The organism is bacterium (assembly GCA_016716565.1).
GTDB lineage: Bacteria > Bacteroidota > Ignavibacteria > Ignavibacteriales > Ignavibacteriaceae > IGN2.
In genome coordinates this window covers 359,560-376,186 of the sequence record JADJWC010000004.1, presented here as the reverse complement: position 1 = coordinate 376,186, position 16,627 = coordinate 359,560, and the positions used below count along the sequence as shown (strand labels likewise).

Genomic DNA, 16,627 nt, shown 5'->3' with positions numbered 1-16,627 from the left:
ATGGGATTACTAGATCAGGAATTTACAGAAGGTAATATAGTCATAGCTAAAACTGAGGATCTCTTCAATTGGGCAAGACTTTCCTCATTATGGCAAGTTGGATTTGGATTGGCTTGTTGTGCAATCGAAATGATGGCAACTTCCGCTTCGCATTATGACTTTGACAGATTTGGAGTTATTCCACGCCCTTCACCAAGACAATCTGATGTGATAATTATTTCCGGAACAGTCACTCTGAAAATGGCAATACGTGTTAAACGATTATATGAACAAATGCCAGATCCGAAATATGTAATTTCGATGGGAAGCTGTGCAAATTGTGGTGGTCCGTACTGGGAACATGGTTATCATGTTCTTAAAGGAGTCGATAGAGTTATTCCTGTTGATGTTTACGTCCCTGGTTGCCCGCCTCGGCCAGAAGCATTGTTAGAAGGATTACTTAAGCTTCAAGAAAAAATTCGTAATGAATCTATCGTTAAAAAGAGCGCATGAAAACTGCTGAAGAAATATTTAATCAATTAAAAGAAAAATTTGGTTCATCGGTTATCGAACTCAAAACAGATAAGCCAATTGAACCATTTATTGGTATCAACCCGCTTGAAATAGACAAAATATGTTTATATCTGAGAGATGATAAAGATTTACTTTTTGATTCGATAATGAATCTCTCCGGTGTCGATGATGCAAATGGCACAAAAGAAAAAGATGAAAAAGGATTGGAAACAATCAAAGGCGGAACACTCAGCGTTTACTATCACCTTGAATCTACAAAATTAAGACATAAGCTTACTCTTAAAACTTTTACTGACAGAGAAAAACCAGAAGTAGTTTCTGTAACCGAAGTTTGGAAAGGTGCTGACTGGCACGAACGAGAAGCTTATGATATGTACGGAATAATTTTTCTAAATCATCCCGACTTAAGAAGAATTTTAATGCCTTACGATTGGGAGTTTGGATATCCTTTAAGAAAAGATTATAAAAACCCTGAGTTCTACCAGGGTATGAAAGTTCCTTATTAACAAAGAAAGTTAATGGCACTAAAAACTGAAGAAATGGTATTGAATATGGGACCGCAGCACCCGTCAACTCACGGTGTGCTAAGGTTGGAGCTTCAGCTTGATGGTGAAATAATCAAAGACGTAATTCCTCATATCGGTTACCTTCACAGATGTTTCGAGAAACACTGCGAAGCAATGACTTACCCTCAAGTCATTCCATATACTGATAGAATGGATTATCTTGCTTCGATGGGCAATGAATTTGGTTATGTTATCGGTGTTGAAAAATTATTAAACATACAACTACCGGAAAGAGTTGAGTACATCCGAGTGATAATGGCTGAACTCCAAAGGATTGCTTCACACCTTGTTGCACTCGGAACTTACGGCGCAGACATTGGTGCATTCACACCATTCCTGTTTTGTTTCCGTGACAGAGAAAAAATTCTCAACCTCTTCGAAATAACATGCGGCGCAAGACTTCTCTATAACTATATTTGGATTGGTGGACTATCACACGACATTCATCCGGACTTTGTCAGATTAACAAAAGAATTCATAAATGAGTTCAGACCAAACGTTAAAGAATTGAATGAACTTCTTTCTTACAATAGAATTTTATTGAAAGAACGGCAAACGTTGGTGTTCTTCCTCTCGAAACAGCAATAAATTATGGAGTGAGCGGACCCAATCTTCGCGGTAGTGGAATGAAGTGGGATTTAAGAAAAGACGATCCTTATTCAATCTATCATAAATTTGATTTCGACATTCCAATCGGAAATGGTGAAAAAGGAAAAACCGGTGATTGCTGGGACAGATATTACGTTCGTGTGCTGGAAATGGAAGAAAGTCTGAAAATAATTGAACAAGCTATCGATCAAATTCCGGAAGGCGATGTTACTTCTGCAATCCCAAAAAGAATTAAACCACCCGAAGGTCAGGTTTATGCGCGTATAGAAAATCCCAGAGGTGAATTAGGATATTTTATAATAAGTGATGGGTCACTAAATCCGGCAAGAGTTAAAGTTCGTGCACCATCATTTGTAACTATGCAAGTTTTTGGTGAGTTATGTAAAGGCTGGATGGTTGCAGATGTTGTTGCAATTCTTGGAAGTGTTGATATTGTTTTAGGAGAGATTGACAGATGATGTATGATTGGTTATATAATTTGACCGGGAGCGAAATCCTCGCAATGTTTATCGTAAGCCTCTTGCCTTTGTTTGTTTTCATTCTGCCATTTGCACTTTTTGCGGTACTAGCTGAAAGAAAAGTTTCTGCACATATGCAGGATCGGCTTGGACCAATGCGAGTAGGATATCATGGTATACTTCAGACAGTTGCAGATATAATAAAACTTCTTCAGAAAGAAGATTTAGTTCCCAGAGAAACTGATAAAACTCTCTTCAACTTTGCACCGCTTCTTGTTTTTATGGGAAGCTATGCTGCGTTTGCTGCAATTCCCTTCTCAGGATATTTCATCGGATCTAAAATTGAACTCGGAATAATTTTCATTGTTGGAATCACAGGTCTTGTTGTTGCAGGAATTCTGATGGCTGGCTGGGCTTCAAACAATAAATATTCTTTACTTGGTGCAATGCGTTCTGCTGCTCAGATAATTAGTTATGAAATTCCTACTCTTTTGATAATTCTTACGATCATAATGATCACAGGAACACTTAGTCTTTATGATTTAAGTGAATTGCAGACAGCCTATTTCTGGAATTGGATGATATTCGGCGGGCCGTTTGTTGGTTTGCAAAAAATATTATTGATTCCATTAATGATTCTTGGATGTTTGATTATTTACACAAGTACACTCGCAGAAGTTAACAGAACACCATTCGATATTCCCGAAGCAGAATCAGAACTTGTTTCTGGATATCACACAGAATATTCAGGAATGAAGTTCGCAATGTTCTTCCTTGCTGAATATGCAAATATGTTCGCTGTATCTGCGATTGTTGCAATATTGTTCTTCGGCGGTTATCAATCGCCATTCGGATATCTTGGTAACACACTCGGCTGGAGCTGGTTAATTCCTGTTGAACAATTTTTCTGGTTCACTGCAAAAGGTTTATTCTTTGTGTTTGTTCAAATGTGGCTCAGATGGACGCTTCCGAGATTCAGAGTAGATCAGCTCATGGCATTCTGCTGGAAGTATTTAATTCCATTTTCATTTGTAATTCTTTTATTAGTTGGATTGATAACATTGATATAATATGAGAGATTATATTTACAATTTCTGGCAAGGTTTGTATACTATTCTGGTAGGAATGAAAGTAACGTTCAGACATTTATTCATACCTGCAGTTACTATTCAGTATCCTTCGGTAAAACCTCAGTTGCCTGAAAGAGAAAGAAACAGACTTTATGTTAATATGGATGACTGCATCGGATGTGATCAATGTGCTCGCGCTTGTCCAGTTAATTGTATTGAAATTGAAACAGTCAAATCAATTCCAGGTGAAGATCTTGGAACGACTTCAAATGGAAAAAAGAAAGCACTTTGGGTTACAACATTCAACATCGATTTTGCTAAATGCTGTTATTGTCAATTGTGTGTATTTCCCTGCCCTACTGAGTGTATTTACATGACAGATGTATATGAATTTTCTGAATTCCAGAGAGAGAACCTGGTTTTTGATTTTGTAACTCTTACTCCACAGGAAAGAATTCAAAAGAAAAAGAACTTCGAAGAGATGCAGGCGAAGAAAGAAGCTGAGAAAATTGCAGCAGCAAAAAAAGCAGCTGAGGAAAAAGCTGCGGCACAAGCAAATAAGCCAACTGAGCCAAAGCCTGATAATAAAGAAGAAAATAAACAATGAACATTTACGATATAATATTTTATTTATTTGCTGCAGTAACATTGCTTTCAGCTTTCTTTGTGGTTACGACAAGAAATATAGTTCGTGCAGCATTCTTTCTGCTGTTTACATTCTTTGGTGTTGCAGGAATTTATGTTTTGCTTGGAGCTGATTTTGTAGCTATTGTTCAGCTTATTGTGTACGTCGGCGGCATTTTAATTTTATTGATCTTTGGAGTGATGATAACAAATAAAATTACTCAGGTCGATATCAAAACCGGAACACTTCATACACTACCGGCATCAATTGGAGTTGGAGTTTTTACCGGGTTTATTTTATTCCTGGTTATTGATACACAATGGCTAAAAGTCGATTCGAAAATGCCTGAAACAACTTTGTATACTTTAGGGACGCTTCTATTGAATGAATATGTTCTCGTTTTCGAACTGCTCGGTATATTATTGTTAGTTGCCTTAATTGGTGCTGCATCAATGGCGAGAAAATAATTAAGAATTTATAATGTATAATTTATAATTATAGATGGAAGTCACATTAACACATTTTTTAGTCGTCAGTACGATTTTATTCAGTCTTGGAATTTACGGCATTGTTACAAGGAAGAATGCAATTATGGTCCTGATGGGAATTGAATTAATACTAAATGCATCGAACATAAACTTTATTGCATTTTCCCGTTTTGGAAATTTTGGATTACAGGGACAACTTTATGCTTTGTTTGTAATTGTGCTCGCTGCTGCTGAAGCCGCAATTGCACTCGCTATAGTTCTTAATGTTTATAAAACATTCGTAAATGTAAATGTCGATGAAATTGACGAACTTCGGGATTAGTGAATGAATGAAAATTTCTTAATACAACTTTCAGTTATCGTTTTATTCCTGCCTCTACTCGGGTTTGTAGTAACTCTATTGCTTGGCAAGAAAATCCCGAAAATATTTTTCTTTGAAGTTTTTGTTCTATTTACCGGACTTGTTCTCTCTTCAATACTTTTAATTGGCAAGTTGACTTCCTTTGCTGATACCAGAATTGTCTCTGAGTTCAAATGGATCGATATGGGCAACGTCCCTGTTTTCGGGTCAATCAACATTTATCTGGGAATGCTGATTGATGATATAAGTGCTTTAATGATTGTCGTTGTTTATATCGTTAGCTTCCTCGTGCACTTCTTCTCTATCGATTATATGAAAGGCGATATAAGGTATAACAGATACTTCGCTTACCTTGGCTTATTCACCTTCTCGATGTCTGGAATCGTACTCACCCACAATATGTTAATGATGTACATTTTCTGGGAATTAGTTGGCGTTTCTTCATACCTTTTAATTGGATTCTGGTATGAAAAGAAATCTGCTTCTGATGCAGGGAAGAAAGCTTTTATCGTAAATCGGATTGGTGACCTGGGAATGCTCGCTGGTCTGCTTATGCTTTTCGTAACATACAACACTTTTTCTTTTGAAAATATTTTCGGCGAAATTGCAAAAGGAAATCTTCCATTTAACAGCGAATTCTGGCTGACAGTTACCGGTGTTTTAATTTTCTGTGGTGCAATTGGTAAATCTGCTCAATTCCCACTACACGTTTGGCTTCCTGATGCAATGGAAGGTCCAACTCCTGTCAGCGCATTGATTCATGCTGCAACGATGGTAGCTGCTGGTGTTTACCTTGTTGTTCGGGTTTTTGGAATTCTTACAGCAGATGCAATGCTTGTAATTGCTATAATTGGAATGCTATCTGCATTCATTCCGGCTACAATTGCGCTAACACAAAACGATATTAAACGAGTTCTTGCATACTCAACAGTTTCGCAATTAGGTTATATGATAATGGCGCTGGGAGTTGGTGCTTATAAATTTGCATTCTTCCATCTCATAACTCACGCATTCTTTAAAGCCTGTTTATTCCTTGGTTCAGGTTCTGTTATTCACGCAATGCATCACGAGCAAGATATCAGGAATATGGGTGGACTAAGAAAGAAGATGCCGATTACCTATGCTACATTTTTATTATCATCAATTGCAATTTCAGGAATACCACTTACTTCCGGTTTCTTAAGTAAAGATGGAATTCTTTCAGGTGCTTATGCATTCGGAAGTCTGACTGGTCATTGGTTGTTTGCTTTTGTTGGTTTCTTAGTGGCGTTGATGACTGCATTCTATATGTTCAGACTTGTTATTCTTACTTTTCATGGTGAACCAAGAGATCATCACAAATACGAACACGCACACGAATCAAAATTTGCAATGGCAATGCCTCTCGTTGTTCTATCTGTTTTATCATTGTTCTTCTGGTACACACCAAATCCGATGAGTCCTGATGCTGGTTGGTTCTATTCCAAATGGATTAAAGATCCGGTGATTTACACTCCTGAAAATGCAAGATGGGATTTTATGAAAACTGATGAAGCAGCATCAGAACATTCATCTGCGGAACATCATGTGATGTATTCTGAAACTTACACTGAAGCATTGCACAGTGCGCACGGAACTGCTGTTATTCTTTCACTGCTGGTAGCGGTAACTGGAATTTTATTTGCCTTTGTTATGTACCAATGGAAGAAGATAAGTGCTGATAAAGTTGCTGAGAAACTCAAACCGCTCTACAATTTCTCTTATAACAAATGGTACTTCGATGAACTTTATCATAAAACATTCGTTGCCGGCACTTTGGGATTGAGCTGGCTTGCTGCCTGGTTTGATCGTGTCATTGTTGATGGAATAGTTGATGGAAGTGCAACTGTAACAAAAGCTGTTTCAACATTTACTGGAAAATTTGACAACGTTGTTGTTGATGGTCTTGTAAACTTTATGGCGTATCTCAGCGCATTTATTGGATTGATTTTCAGAAGATTCCAGACAGGTAAGGTCCAGACATACATCATAATGGTAATATTCTCGATCGTGATTTTATTGTTTTTATTTAAATCATTTTAAATCAAATATAAGTTTTGAAAATACTTGGGTAGATAAATGAATTTTCCAATACTAACATTTCTAACATTCATTCCGGTAATAGGAATGGTGATTATTCTCTTCCTGAAAAAAGAGAATGTCACTGCAATCAAATACACTTCCCTGCTTGCGACAGGAATACAGGTTGTTCTTGCTGCAGTGCTGATGAGCAATTACAATTACTCGCTTGGAGGTATAAATGATACGAACTCATTTCAGTTTGTTGAAAAATTCAGATGGATTGAAATAAAAGATTTCCCGTGGATTGGAACAATAAAGATTGATTATTTTTTAGGTGCAGATGGTTTAAGTACTCCTCTTATTCTTTTAACTGCAATTGTTACATTCATTGCAACTTTATCTTCGTGGACAATTGATCGTCAGTTAAAAGGTTATTTTGCTTTATTCCTCCTGCTTGATACTGGAATGATGGGTGTGTTTGTATCTCTTGATTTCTTCCTGTTCTTTATCTTCTGGGAAATCATGCTTCTGCCAATGTATTTCCTAATCGGAATCTGGGGCGGACCAAGAAGAGAATATGCAGCAATAAAGTTCTTCCTCTACACATTATTTGGTAGTGTTTTCATTTTACTTGTGATGATTGGACTTTACTTCAGCACAACTGAAACACTTGCTGATGGTTCGAAAGTATTTACGTTCAATATTCTTGAAATGATGAACACAGCGAACTACACCGCTGACGGAATTTTATCACCGTTGAATCCAAACAACTGGCGATTCATTGCCTTTGTTGGATTATTTGCAGGATTCGCAATCAAAATCCCAATGTTTCCTTTCCACACGTGGTTGCCTGATGCACACGTTGAAGCTCCAACACCGATAAGCGTAATTCTGGCCGGCGTTTTACTGAAGATGGGAACATACGGAATACTGAGATTCAACTATCCAATCTTCCCAGAACTGACTCAGCAGCTTGCCTGGTACATTGGTTTATTCGGAATGATAAACATTATTTACGGCGCTCTTGCTGCAATGGCTCAAAGAGATTTTAAAAAGCTGATCGCATATTCATCAATTTCACACATGGGATACTGCTTGCTTGGAATGGCTGCAATGAATACGATGGGTATTTCCGGAGCAATACTTCAAATGTTCAACCACGGAACGATAACAGCAATGCTCTTCTTGATTGTTGGCGTTCTTTACGACAGAACTCACACGAGAAATCTTGATGACTTTGGCGGAATGGCTACTCAAATGCCGATTTATACAGGGTTCGTTACAGTAGCTTTCTTCGCTGCAATTGGATTACCGGGATTGAGCGGATTCATTTCAGAAATTTTTGTATTCCTTGGTGCATTCAGTTATGATGTAATAAGATTGATAACTATTATCTCAACTCTTGGAATTCTTCTAGGAGCAGGCTATATGCTATGGACAATGCAGAGAGTTTATCTTGGGACTTTAAAAGAAAAGTGGATGCAGCTTAAAGATCTTGACGGTAGAGAATATGCGATGTTCATTCCGTTAACATTAATAATTATTTTCCTTGGTGTTTATCCCTCGGCGATGCTGGATATTATGAATGCTTCAGTTAATTCGATGGTTAAGTTTATGCAGGATTCACAATCATTCTTTTCTGCAATTGGCAGATAAAAGTTCAATAAGTGGTTTATAAATAGAGAATAAAAATTGAATTTCGAAAACCTTACAACAAGTCTTCAGCTGATTAAACCAGAGATAGCTCTATCAATTCTTCTGGTGGTGGTGGTTCTCTTCGACCTGATATTCGATAAGAGAAAAAATCTTCTACCTTTCATTTCAATAATCGGACTGCTAATTACTGCATACTTTGTTGTTGAACAATTTGGATTAAATACATTCGCTTTTGAAACTGGTAATTATGGTGCCGGTTTAGTTGCAGTGGATTCATTCGCTGCGTTCTTTAAGATGATTGTGATTCTTTCAACTATTTTTATAATACTGTTTTCAGTTGCATCGACTGAAATTGTAAATACATCAGATCGTCACGGTGAATATTATACTTTAATTCTCGGAATGGTTCTGGGAATGTTTCTCGTTTCTTCAGCTTCGGATTTAATTCTCATCTATCTGTCAATTGAATTGCTTTCTCTTTCTTCATACATACTAGCGGGATTTTTAAAAACAGTTGACAGAAGTTCCGAAGCTTCTCTTAAATATGTTATCTACGGAAGCACTGCATCAGGTGTTATGCTGTTCGGTATTTCAATTCTGTATGGTTTGACCGGTACTACAAACATTTATGAAATGAATGTCATACTTCAGAATGCAGAATTTAACACAATAACTTTTATTTTTTCCGGTGTGATGATTCTTGCCGGAATTGGATATAAAGTTTCTATCGCTCCATTCCATTTCTGGACTCCGGACGTTTATGAAGGAGCTCCGATTGCTATTACGGCATATCTTTCAGTAGCAAGTAAAGCTGCAGGATTTGCGTTACTTATCAGATTTATAAAAGTTACTTTCTTCCAGAGTCTTTCTGTTGATGGAAGCTGGGTGTTACTCAACATTATTGATTGGCAAAGAATACTCGTTGCTCTTTCAATTCTCACGATGACACTCGGAAATTTCGCTGCACTCTGGCAGGATAATATTAAACGAATGCTTGCCTATTCAAGTATTGCACACGCAGGATACCTGCTGCTTGCTGTTGCAATATTATCAAATGACGGAATGATAGCAGTAATGCTCTACTTTGCTATTTACTTATTTATGAATCTCGGTGCATTCTTTGTTGTAATGCTGATTGCAAATAAAATCGGCAGTGAAGAGATGGATGATTACAAAGGAATGGGTTCATCAACAGCATTTCTTGGAGTTGCATTATCAATTTTCTTATTGTCATTAGCAGGACTGCCTCCTACAGGTGGATTCATTGCAAAACTGTATATTTTCATTGCGTTGATAAATGCAGATATGATTGTTGTTGCATTCATAACTTTGCTGAATACAGTGGTTGCTTATTACTATTACGTCCGTGTATTGAAAAACCTCTACCTCGTACGAACTGAATCTTCCCGCGAAAAAATTCAGGTTAGTTTTGGTAATGTGATTATTCTTCTTCTGCTACTAATCCCTGTTTTTGTACTCGGTGTTTACTTCACACCGATTGTTGATCTTGCCAAAAACTCCGCTGCGATTTTAGGATTTTAATTTCTTAGTTATCATTGTCATTCTGAAGGAACGCAGTGACTGAAGAATCTCCAGCTTTTTAGTTCAGATTCTTCACTAATCGTTCAGAAAGACTGTTTAACGTCACACTGAGGGAAGTCGAAGTGTGACAGAAATAATTATTTTATCAATTTCCTCCTCTCGCCTTTCTCAAAATAATTTTATAAGTTTATAATAACTTAAATTTTTAATGGAGCGTAAAATGCGAACCCTTAAAATATCTCTCCTTGTTTTTATTCTTTCTATTACTATATCTGCACAGTGGTCGTTTGATTGGACTCAAAGAGCTGGTGGAAGTTCAGATGAATCGGGTCAAGGCATCTCTATAGACACGAATGGAAACTCTTATGTGATCGGATCTTTTACGGGTACTACATTTGGAACGATTCAATTGATAAGCAATGGTTGGGAAGATATTTTTATTGCAAAATACCATGAAAGTGGAAACTGTTTATGGGCTAAAAATGTGGGCTCAAATTTTTTCGATCATGGATATGGTATTTCAACAGATGTAATCGGAAACTCTTATGTAACCGGAAGTTTCTTTGGAACCGCAACATTCGGAACGATTCAGTTAACCAGTTTTGGTGATAATGATATTTTTATAGCGAAGTATGATTCAAGTGGAAATTGTGTATGGGCTAAAAATGCAGGAGGAAATGACTACGATTATGGTACAGGTATTTCAATTAATGCAAATGGAAATTGCTATATAACAGGATACTTTGAAGGAACGGCCACGTTTGGAACGACACAGTTAGTTAGTTCTGGTGCCAATGATGTTTTTGTGGCAAAGTATGATACAAGCGGCAATTTTATCTGGGTTAGAAAATTTGGAGGAGCTATTTACGATTATGGTGAAGGTATCTCAGCAGATCTAAATGGTAATATTTTTATAACTGGAAGATTTGTAGAAGACCCGAGACCTCAATTTTATGATTCCGACATTTTTGTAGCAAAGTATAATTCAGTTGGAAACCTTGTATGGATTAAAACCGTATTATGTAATTTTGATAATTCGGGTCATAGTATTTCAGCTGATTCGTATGGAAATTCATATGTGACTGGTCATTTTTCAGGTCTTGTTGTTTTCGGAACAAACTATTTAAATAGCAGTGGTTATACAGATATTTTTGTTGCGAAGTATGATTCAAGTGGGAATTGTCTGTGGGCTAAGCAATATGGAGGGAGTGAATATGACTACGGTGGGTTGGGTATTTCAACCGATGCAGTTGGAAATTCATATATAACAGGAAGTTTTCATGGAAATTCAGCAGACATTATTATTGCAAAGTATGGAACAGATGGAAATCGTTTTTGGGTAGTAGAAGCAGGCGGAAGTTTATTCGATGAGGGTCAAAGTATTGCAACAGATGGGTATGGAAATATTTATGTAACTGGATATTTTAGAGGTTCGGCAATGTTTGATACAACACAGTTAGTTAGTGCTGGTGGTAAAGATATTTTTATCACTAAAATTAATACGCCCGTGACTGTATTGGAAGATAATGCTCTACCAATGGAAATAAAATTGCATCAAAATTATCCTAACCCGTTTAATCCGGTTACAAAAATAAAATTTACAATTCCAACCCCACCTGTTTCCTCCCCTTTGGTAAAGGGGAGGACGAAGGAGGGGTTCGTTACGTTGAAAGTTTACGACATTCTCGGAAGAGAAATTGTAACACTTGTTAACGAAGAAAAACCAGCCGGAGAATATGAAGTTGAGTTCAACGCAGCAAACTTACCGAGTGGAATTTATTTTTATCAACTCAAAGCTGGTTCATATTCAGAAACAAAAAAGATGGTCTTACTGAAGTAACATTTCGTTTCGAATGTGTCATTCTGAATCCCGACAAAGTCGGGATGAAGAATCTCGAAATTGAGTAACTAGATTCTTCGCTTCGCTCAGAATGACTTGTAACTGTCACACTGAGTTTATCGAAGTGTGACGATAAAATTACTTGTCAGTCTTCGACAAACTCAGCCTGACATACGAAATCATTTCCTCCAACTATATATCCGCCTTGCATTTAAAGCCAGTAATCTTTAGTTTATATCAGACTAATTCAGTCCTTTATGTATGCTAAAATTATCTAAAAAAGCAGAATATGCTCTAATGGCAGCAAGGTATATGGCTTTGAAAAATCATGCAGGATTTTCCACTGCCAAGGAAATTTCTGATAGCTGTCAGATATCTTATCAGCTTGTCGCTAAGGTTCTTCAGAATCTTGTGAAGAGTGATATTGCAATTTCTGCAAAAGGTGTGAACGGTGGATTTTCTCTCGCAAGAAAAGCAGATAAAATCTCATTGATAGATATTATCCGCGCAGTTGAAACGGATTTTAAAATTGTTGATTGCATGCAGGCAAATAGTTCTTCAGCAGACTGCGAGCATTTTAACTGCTGTAAAATAAAAGATCCATTAGCCGAAGTTCAAAGAAAGATCGATAAAGTATTTACCGAGACATTGTTAGTCCAGATAATATAAAGAATAAAAAGTTTGATTAATTTTCTCAATGATAAAAAAAGAAATTATAAACACACGAGGGTAAAATGGCAGATAGATATCAGCAAAATCTTGAATTATTAAAAAACAATGACGAAGAATTATTGAATTACCTGAAAGCTAAATTTCCGGTATTTCACAATTCGAATTTTTTCTTCAGGGATTTTCAATATGGAATCAGAAGCTTTCTCGAAAAGAAAGAAATTAAAGCCAGCTACCAGATGGCAGAAAAACTCGCTGAGGAAATGGCAAAGTATTACGAAGATAAAAGCTTATTTATAAAAATTAATCACCAGGCCTGGAAAGTGAACAAACCGGAATTTGTAACTGCAGAGCCCGGCGATCCATTTTAAGAAATAAAAAACTAAGAGGTTATTTATGTCTGATGTAAATATAAAATCTGAAATTACCGTTACCGAAAAAGCAAAGAATGAAATACTCAGGATAATGCAATCGAATAACATTCCTGAAAACTATGGATTGAGAGTTGGTGTAAAAGGCGGCGGATGCTCTGGATTGACTTACACTCTCAACTTTGATGGTGAAGAAAAACCCGGAGATACCATTATCGAATCTGAAAATGTCAAGTTGTATGTAGACGGAAAAAGTCTTTTCTATCTTATGGGAACTCAACTTGATTTCAGTGATGGTTTGAATGGAAGAGGATTTGTGTTTAATAATCCTAACGCTGCTAAAACCTGCGGGTGCGGTGAATCATTTGGAGTTTAAAAAGGAGTATCATTATGAATAGAAGAAAATTTATTTATTCAGCTGCAGCCATTGGTGCTACAGCTGTAATTGAACCCTACGCAAAGAGTTTAATTAATTTATCTAACAATAAACAAAGGAGTGAAATAACTATGGGAAAATTTGAATTGCCGGCACTGCCATATGCTTACGATGCATTAGAGCCATACATTGATAAAATGACTATGGAAATTCATCATACAAAACATCACAATGCTTACGTAACTAATCTAAATAAAGCTGTTGAAGGAACAGAGATGGAAGGAAAATCTCTTGAAGATTTGATGGCTAATATTTCCAAATATCCGGTTGCAGTTAGAAATAACGGCGGCGGTCACTGGAATCATTCTTTATTCTGGACATTGATGAAGAAAGGCGGAGGAGGTGAACCAACCGGTGCTTTTGCAGATGCAATTAAATCTGCTTTCGGTTCGTTTGCTGATTTCAAAACTCAATTCAGCAATGCTGGTGCAACAAGATTCGGTTCGGGCTGGGCATGGCTTGTAAAGCAGAATGGTAAACTGGTTATCGGTTCAACACCGAATCAGGATAATCCTTTAATGGATGTATCGGATCTGAAAGGCACACCAATTCTCGGGTTGGATGTTTGGGAACACGCTTACTATCTCAAGTATCAAAACAGAAGACCAGAATACATAGAGAACTGGTGGAATGTTGTTAACTGGGATGAAGCTGCTAAAAGATTCAGCGAAGCTAAGTAAGCTGCTTACTGTCATTCTGGCGATCCCGACTTTAGTCGGGAGAGTCCAGAATCTCTTTCTGTACAAAGAGATCAGATTCTGGACAAGCCAGAACGACTTTACTTAATAACAATGATTGACAAAAAATTTCTGATTGCTTCCACATTAAAACAGGGTGAATAATAAATGCAAATTCCAATATTTCCGCTTGCACTGGTTGTCTTTCCTAATTCAAAATATCCGCTACATATTTTTGAAGAAAGATATAAAATATTAATAAATAAGTGTCTTGCCAATAATTCGGGATTTGGAATAGTTTCGAGAATTGGTGATACAATATCTGAAGTTGGCGTTTATGTCGAGATTGCAGATGTAATCAAAATTTATGAATCTGGTGAACTGGATATAGTCGTCACCGGCAAATGGCGTTTCAAGAGAATGAATCTTGATATGCATCAGGACGGATATTATTTAGGTGATGTAAACAAAATTATTGACCAGGATTCTGAAAGCGATCTTAACTATAATCTGTTTTTTGCTTTAAAGCAACGAGTTCAGGAAATGTTAAAGCTTGTCAACTTCAATGTGAACCAGGGATTCTGGGATAATCTTGAAAAAACAAATTTGAAATCATTCAAGATCGCAGAGAAATCAGGATTATCAATTTTACAGCAGCAAGAACTTCTGACCATACAAAGTGAGAATAAAAGAATGAGTTATTTGCTTGAACATTTCGAAAAGCTCGAAGAAAAATTGGAAGAGAACCGGGCAATGAGAGAAATTATTCTCGGAGATGGTTACTTAAACTAAGCTATTAATTTTAACCACCTAACCAAGAGCCTGACTTTCGTCAGGATAATTGATCAGCTATACTTCTTTACAGCGTTTAATCGGTTTAAAGCTCTGTTCAAAGCAGCTTTCGCTCTGGCTTCATCAATCTCAGCTTCACTTTTTCTTTGAAGTCTTTCCTCTGCTCTTTTCTTTGCTTGTTCAGCCCTGTCAACATCAATATCATTTATCTTTTCAATTGAATCAGCTAGAACTAGAACGTGATAATGGTTTACTTCAACGGTACCGCCGGAAGTTGTGTAAAAAGATTCGGTTGAACTCTTCTTCACTTTTATCACTCCAACTTCAAATGAACTTATTAGCGGTGCGTGATCTTTTAATATCTGAAAGCTACCTAGTGTTCCCGGAATCGTGATGGCCTCAATCTGGTCTTTGAAGACTGGCTTTTCAGGAGTTATTATTTCGAGATTAAGTTCAGCCATTATTTCATCTTATTAGCTTTTTCAACAGCTTCTTCAATTGTTCCTACATAAAGGAATGCACCCTCAGGAAGATCATCATACTTACCATCGATGATTCCTTTGAAACCGCGGATTGTATCTTCAAGTTTAACATACTTTCCAGCAAAACCTGTAAACTGTTCGGCAACATGGAAAGGCTGACTTAAAAATCTCTGAATTCTTCTTGCACGTCTTACAATAGTTTTATCTTCATCAGATAGTTCATCCATTCCGAGGATGTTTATGATATCCTGAAGGTCTTTGTAATGCTGAAGGATTTCTTTGCAGCGTCTTGCGACGTCGTAATGTTCCTGTCCAAGGATTCCCGGTTCAAGAATTCTTGAAGTTGAATCGAGAGGATCTACTGCCGGATAAATACCAAGCTCAGAAATTTGTCGGCTTAATACAGTCGTTGCATCAAGGTGAGAGAATGCTGCTGCAGGAGCAGGATCAGTCAAGTCATCTGCAGGGACGTAAATTGCCTGAACTGAAGTAATCGAACCTTTATCAGTTGAAGTGATTCTTTCCTGAAGAGCACCCATTTCTGTTGCGAGGTTTGGCTGGTAACCAACCGCTGAAGGCATTCGTCCAAGCAGAGCACTTACTTCGGAACCAGCTTGTGTAAATCTGAAAATATTATCGATGAATAATAGTACGTCTCTTCCCTCTTCATCACGGAAATATTCTGCAACTGTTAAACCTGTCAATCCAACTCTTAATCTCGCACCCGGTGGTTCATTCATCTGACCAAATACAAGTGCAGTTTTTTCTAACACACCGGACTCTTTCATTTCAAGCCACAGGTCGTTTCCTTCACGAGTTCTTTCACCAACTCCTGAGAACACCGAGTAACCGCCATGTTGTGATGCAATGTTATGAATTAATTCCTGGATGATAACTGTTTTACCCACACCTGCACCACCGAACAATCCAGTTTTTCCACCTTTCGTATAAGGTTCAATCAAGTCGATAACTTTGATACCGGTTTCAAACATTTCCGAATTAGTGGAGAGATTTTTAAATGCCGGTGCTGGTCTGTGAATTGGATAAGTCTTTTTAGTTTTGATATCACCCAATCCGTCAATCGCTTTACCTGTAACGTTTATCAATCTTCCTAAAGTTTCAGGACCAACCGGAATAGAGATGGGTTCTTTTGTGTCAATTGCTTCCATTCCTCTTACTAATCCATCTGTTGAATCCATTGCAACCGCTCTTACTCTATCTTCTCCCAAATGCTGCTGAACTTCACATATTAAAACATCCTGAACACCTTCTGTTGTAACTCGAGGAATTCGGATAGCATTATAAATATCCGGTAAATGACCTTCTTCAAATTCAATATCAACAACAGGTCCGATTACTTGTATGATTTTGCCTTTTAACTCTGACATTATATATCCTGAATAGTTTTAAGAAAATTGAAGTGTAAAATTAA

Annotated in this window: 17 protein-coding genes and 1 pseudogene; 16 read left to right on the top strand and 2 right to left on the bottom strand. The window is 37.1% G+C overall.

Annotation, left to right across the window (positions count from 1 at the left end; all coding sequences use genetic code 11):
* The 16 genes and pseudogenes from nuoB (at nt 1) to IPM14_17005 (ending at nt 14,713) form a co-directional block, all read left to right on the top strand.
* A complete protein-coding gene (gene nuoB, locus IPM14_17080; protein MBK9099781.1) occupies nt 1–492 on the top strand; it encodes an NADH-quinone oxidoreductase subunit NuoB in 492 nt (163 codons plus the stop codon).
* Nucleotides 489–1,019 carry an NADH-quinone oxidoreductase subunit C gene (locus IPM14_17075; protein ID MBK9099780.1) on the top strand — a complete coding sequence of 177 codons (531 nt, stop codon included), beginning with the start codon at nt 489–491 and terminating at the stop codon, nt 1,017–1,019. Before nuoB ends, IPM14_17075 begins: the two co-directional genes overlap by 4 nt.
* A 12-nt stretch (nt 1,020–1,031) precedes the next feature.
* Nucleotides 1,032–2,146: pseudogene (locus IPM14_17070) on the top strand (NADH-quinone oxidoreductase subunit D).
* Nucleotides 2,143–3,216 carry an NADH-quinone oxidoreductase subunit NuoH gene (gene nuoH / locus IPM14_17065; GenBank protein ID MBK9099779.1) on the top strand — a complete coding sequence of 358 codons (1,074 nt, stop codon included), beginning with the start codon at nt 2,143–2,145 and terminating at the stop codon, nt 3,214–3,216. The pseudogene IPM14_17070 and the gene nuoH overlap by 4 nt, the downstream one beginning before the upstream one ends.
* A gap of 1 nt (nt 3,217) precedes the next feature.
* Nucleotides 3,218–3,823, top strand: coding sequence for an NADH-quinone oxidoreductase subunit I (locus IPM14_17060; GenBank protein MBK9099778.1), 606 nt, complete (start codon nt 3,218–3,220; stop codon nt 3,821–3,823).
* Nucleotides 3,820–4,308 (top strand): NADH-quinone oxidoreductase subunit J, encoded by a 489-nt coding sequence (locus tag IPM14_17055; GenBank protein ID MBK9099777.1) that lies wholly within the window; start codon nt 3,820–3,822, stop codon nt 4,306–4,308. The genes IPM14_17060 and IPM14_17055 overlap by 4 nt, the downstream gene beginning before the upstream one ends.
* A gap of 34 nt (nt 4,309–4,342) precedes the next feature.
* Nucleotides 4,343–4,651, top strand: a complete 309-nt coding sequence (nuoK, locus tag IPM14_17050; GenBank protein ID MBK9099776.1) for an NADH-quinone oxidoreductase subunit NuoK — start codon at nt 4,343–4,345, stop codon at nt 4,649–4,651.
* Nucleotides 4,652–4,654: 3 nt separating this feature from the next.
* Complete coding sequence (gene nuoL / locus IPM14_17045; protein ID MBK9099775.1) at nt 4,655–6,751, top strand: NADH-quinone oxidoreductase subunit L; 2,097 nt, start codon at nt 4,655–4,657, stop codon at nt 6,749–6,751.
* Between the two features lie 48 nt (nt 6,752–6,799).
* Nucleotides 6,800–8,386, top strand: a complete 1,587-nt coding sequence (locus IPM14_17040; GenBank protein ID MBK9099774.1) for an NADH-quinone oxidoreductase subunit M — start codon at nt 6,800–6,802, stop codon at nt 8,384–8,386.
* 36 nt (nt 8,387–8,422) lie between these two features.
* Complete coding sequence (locus IPM14_17035) at nt 8,423–9,928, top strand: NADH-quinone oxidoreductase subunit N (protein ID MBK9099773.1); 1,506 nt, start codon at nt 8,423–8,425, stop codon at nt 9,926–9,928.
* A 220-nt stretch (nt 9,929–10,148) separates the two neighbouring features.
* Nucleotides 10,149–11,768 carry an SBBP repeat-containing protein gene (locus IPM14_17030; protein ID MBK9099772.1) on the top strand — a complete coding sequence of 540 codons (1,620 nt, stop codon included), beginning with the start codon at nt 10,149–10,151 and terminating at the stop codon, nt 11,766–11,768.
* Nucleotides 11,769–12,065: 297 nt separating this feature from the next.
* Nucleotides 12,066–12,437 carry an Rrf2 family transcriptional regulator gene (locus IPM14_17025; protein ID MBK9099771.1) on the top strand — a complete coding sequence of 124 codons (372 nt, stop codon included), beginning with the start codon at nt 12,066–12,068 and terminating at the stop codon, nt 12,435–12,437.
* Nucleotides 12,438–12,502: 65 nt separating this feature from the next.
* A complete protein-coding gene (locus tag IPM14_17020) occupies nt 12,503–12,808 on the top strand; it encodes a hypothetical protein (GenBank protein ID MBK9099770.1) in 306 nt (101 codons plus the stop codon).
* Between the two features lie 25 nt (nt 12,809–12,833).
* The gene (locus IPM14_17015; GenBank protein MBK9099769.1) at nt 12,834–13,184 is read left to right on the top strand and encodes an iron-sulfur cluster assembly accessory protein; all 351 of its coding nucleotides are present in this window, start codon (nt 12,834–12,836) and stop codon (nt 13,182–13,184) included.
* A gap of 131 nt (nt 13,185–13,315) precedes the next feature.
* Nucleotides 13,316–13,924, top strand: a complete 609-nt coding sequence (locus IPM14_17010; GenBank protein MBK9099768.1) for a superoxide dismutase — start codon at nt 13,316–13,318, stop codon at nt 13,922–13,924.
* A 165-nt stretch (nt 13,925–14,089) separates the two neighbouring features.
* Nucleotides 14,090–14,713, top strand: a complete 624-nt coding sequence (locus tag IPM14_17005) for an LON peptidase substrate-binding domain-containing protein (protein MBK9099767.1) — start codon at nt 14,090–14,092, stop codon at nt 14,711–14,713.
* A gap of 53 nt (nt 14,714–14,766) precedes the next feature.
* On the opposite strand, the gene IPM14_17000 is transcribed toward IPM14_17005, so the two are convergent.
* Both IPM14_17000 and atpD read right to left on the bottom strand, forming a co-directional pair.
* Nucleotides 14,767–15,174 (bottom strand): F0F1 ATP synthase subunit epsilon, encoded by a 408-nt coding sequence (locus IPM14_17000; GenBank protein ID MBK9099766.1) that lies wholly within the window; start codon nt 15,172–15,174, stop codon nt 14,767–14,769.
* Nucleotides 15,174–16,583, bottom strand: coding sequence for a F0F1 ATP synthase subunit beta (gene atpD, locus IPM14_16995; GenBank protein MBK9099765.1), 1,410 nt, complete (start codon nt 16,581–16,583; stop codon nt 15,174–15,176). The genes IPM14_17000 and atpD overlap by 1 nt, the downstream gene beginning before the upstream one ends.
* Nucleotides 16,584–16,627: the final 44 nt, after the last annotated feature.

Excerpts from the sequence above, each read along its gene's own strand:
- IPM14_17020 (MBK9099770.1), top strand. The coding sequence starts at position 12,503 with ATGGCAGATAGATATCAGCAAAATCTTGAATTATTAAAAAACAATGAC.
- IPM14_17030 (MBK9099772.1), top strand. The coding sequence starts at position 10,149 with ATGCGAACCCTTAAAATATCTCTCCTTGTTTTTATTCTTTCTATTACT.
- IPM14_17010 (MBK9099768.1), top strand. The coding sequence starts at position 13,316 with ATGGGAAAATTTGAATTGCCGGCACTGCCATATGCTTACGATGCATTA.
- IPM14_17005 (MBK9099767.1), top strand. The coding sequence starts at position 14,090 with ATGCAAATTCCAATATTTCCGCTTGCACTGGTTGTCTTTCCTAATTCA.
- atpD (MBK9099765.1), bottom strand. The coding sequence starts at position 16,583 with ATGTCAGAGTTAAAAGGCAAAATCATACAAGTAATCGGACCTGTTGTT.
- IPM14_17000 (MBK9099766.1), bottom strand. The coding sequence starts at position 15,174 with ATGGCTGAACTTAATCTCGAAATAATAACTCCTGAAAAGCCAGTCTTC.
- IPM14_17060 (MBK9099778.1), top strand. The coding sequence starts at position 3,218 with ATGAGAGATTATATTTACAATTTCTGGCAAGGTTTGTATACTATTCTG.
- nuoB (MBK9099781.1), top strand. The coding sequence starts at position 1 with ATGGGATTACTAGATCAGGAATTTACAGAAGGTAATATAGTCATAGCT.
- nuoK (MBK9099776.1), top strand. The coding sequence starts at position 4,343 with ATGGAAGTCACATTAACACATTTTTTAGTCGTCAGTACGATTTTATTC.
- IPM14_17015 (MBK9099769.1), top strand. The coding sequence starts at position 12,834 with ATGTCTGATGTAAATATAAAATCTGAAATTACCGTTACCGAAAAAGCA.
- IPM14_17055 (MBK9099777.1), top strand. The coding sequence starts at position 3,820 with ATGAACATTTACGATATAATATTTTATTTATTTGCTGCAGTAACATTG.
- IPM14_17025 (MBK9099771.1), top strand. The coding sequence starts at position 12,066 with ATGGCAGCAAGGTATATGGCTTTGAAAAATCATGCAGGATTTTCCACT.
- nuoL (MBK9099775.1), top strand. The coding sequence starts at position 4,655 with ATGAATGAAAATTTCTTAATACAACTTTCAGTTATCGTTTTATTCCTG.
- IPM14_17075 (MBK9099780.1), top strand. The coding sequence starts at position 489 with ATGAAAACTGCTGAAGAAATATTTAATCAATTAAAAGAAAAATTTGGT.
- nuoH (MBK9099779.1), top strand. The coding sequence starts at position 2,143 with ATGATGTATGATTGGTTATATAATTTGACCGGGAGCGAAATCCTCGCA.